Source organism: Pelomonas sp. KK5, from assembly GCF_001984095.1.
Lineage (GTDB): Bacteria > Pseudomonadota > Gammaproteobacteria > Burkholderiales > Burkholderiaceae_C > KK5.
Map to the genome: position 1 here is coordinate 1 of NZ_LYVQ01000419.1, position 2,387 is coordinate 2,387.

Annotated in this window: 1 protein-coding gene; it reads left to right on the forward strand. The window is 73.9% G+C overall.

From position 1 onward, the window contains the following. Positions 1-2,387 (forward strand): S-layer family protein (locus B0W88_RS34025; protein ID WP_233151907.1); only part of this gene is annotated, 2,387 nt, incomplete at both ends.

The following is a 2,387-nucleotide window of genomic DNA, read 5'->3' on the forward strand; positions in this document are numbered from 1 at the left end:
CTGCTGGACAACGCCGCCATCTTCGCCGGCAGCGGCCCGCTGGCGGCGGCCTTCAGCGCCGGCGTGAACCCGGCCTCGTCCAGCCTCGGCGGCTCGGTCTCGATCAGCAACAGCTCGGTGCTCAGCAGCGGCGGCAACATCGTGATCGGCGGGACGGGGCAGGGCAGCACCCCGCAGGGCGGCAGCTTCGTCAACGCCGCGCCGGGCGGCGTCGTGCTGGCCAACAACGCGGTGGTCGATGCCGGCAGCAGCGGCAGCGTCAGCCTGCGCGGCGCGAGCGGCAGCACCAGCGGCGTGCTCGTGATCGGCAGTTCGATCACCGGCGGCAGCATCGCGCTGGCCGGTTCCTCCACGGCGGGGCCGGGTGTGTCGATCAGCAACGGCCAGCTGTCCAGCAGCAGCACGCTGGACATCCAGGGCGCAGGCGCCACCGATGGCGTGTCGATCACCGGCGGCAGCAGCATCGCCGCGAGCGCCGCGCTGAGCCTGCTCGGCGCCAGCGCCGGCGGCGGCACCGGCGTGCTCGTGAACCTGGACGGCGGCTACCAGCTGGCCAGCGCCCAGAAGATCGTCGTCAACGCGCCCACCGTGCATCTGCAGGGCGCGACCCAGCTGGTCTGCGCCGGCTGCAGCGGCGACGCGATCGTGCTGTCCGGCCTCGGCGGCACGGCCATGGACAGCTTCTTCAACGGCGCCGGCGCCAGCGCGCTGAACGTGGGCAGCGGCGGCGGGCGCTGGATCCTCTGGGGCGCCGACGTCACCAACCCCAACGTCTTCGACGCCGGCGGGCTGGCCTACGACTTCACGCGCCATGGCGTCACCGCCGCGGCCGACTGGGTGGCCGATCTCGGCAACGGCCTGGTGTCCAGCGCCGTGCAGACCGCCACCGTCAGCGGCTCCGCCAGCAAGACCTATGACGGCACGACGGGCGCGACAGCGTCCTCGCTGAGCGCCACCTCGGCGGTGGCCACCGGCGTGTTCGGCGCCGCGGCGGCGCTCGCCTTCGACGCCAAGGACGCCGGGACCACCGGCCTGCATCTGGTGGATCCGTCGGCGCTGAGCTTCGTCGACGGCAGCGGCAAGCCGGTGCTCGGCCTGGTGCTGCAGTCCGCCCTCAGCGGCCAGATCCTGCAGGCGCCGCTGGTGCTGACGCTGGCGGCGCAGGACAAGGTCTACGACCGCAGCAGCAGCGTCGCCGTGACGGTGACGAACGTCAGCGGCCTGGTCAACGGCGAGCAGCTGACCATCGCCGCGCAGGGCAGCTTCGACGACGCCAGCGCCGGCATCGGCAAGCACGTGACGCCCTTCGCCGGCATCGCCAACGGCCCCGCCGGCGAGCTGGCCGGCAACTACCTGATGAGCCTGGCCAACGGCTCCTCGCTGACGGCCAGCATCGCCAAGGCCACGCTCAACGTCAGCGGCCTCACGGCGCTCGACAAGGTCTACGACCGCACGACCGTCGCGACGCTGGCCGGCACGCCGCAGGTGAGCCCGCTGGCCGGCGACGTCGTGAGCCTGGCCGGCGCCGCCACCGGCAGCTTCGCGGACCGCAACGTGGGCACGGGCAAGACGGTGTCGCTGGGCGGCCTGAGCCTGGCCGGCGCCGATGCCGGCAACTACCAGCTCGCCTATGCCACGCTGCCGGTGGCCGCCATCACGCCGCTGAACCTCGAGGTCAGCGGCCTCGGGGCGGTCGGCCGGGCCTACGACGCCACGGGCACCGCCTCGCTGGCCGGCACCGCCACGCTGGCGAACGCCGTCGCCGGCGATGCGGTGAGCCTGGCCGGCAGCGCCAGCGCGCGCTTCGCCGACAAGAACGTGGGCACGGGCAAGACGGTGACCGTCAGCGGCCTGAGCCTGGCCGGTGCCGATGCCGGCAACTACAGCCTGCAAGTGCCGGCCAGCCTGGTGGCCGACATCACCCCGGCGACGCTGGCCGTGTCCGGCCTCTCCGCTCAGGGCAAGGTCTACGACGGCACGACCGCGGCCACGCTGCTCGGCACGCCGGCGCTGCAGGGCCTGCTGGCCGGCGACACGGTGGGCCTGGCCGGCACCGCGCAGGGCCGCTTCAGCGCCGCGGACGTGGGCAGCGGCATCGCCGTCGGTGTTTCCGCGCTGGGCATCGCCGGCGCGGACGCCGGCAACTACCGGCGGGTCCCGCCGGTGCTCAGCGCCAGCATCACCCCGGCCACGCTCAGCTACGAGGCCGATGCGGTGGTCAAGGCGTTCAACGATCCGCTGCCGGCCCTGAGCGGCCGGGTCACCGGTTTCGTCAACGCGGAGACGCTGGCCGGCGCCACCACCGGCACGCTGGGCTTCGTCACCGATGCCACGGCCGCGTCGCCGCAGGGCAGCTACGCCATCAACGGCCAGGGCCTGTCGGCGCG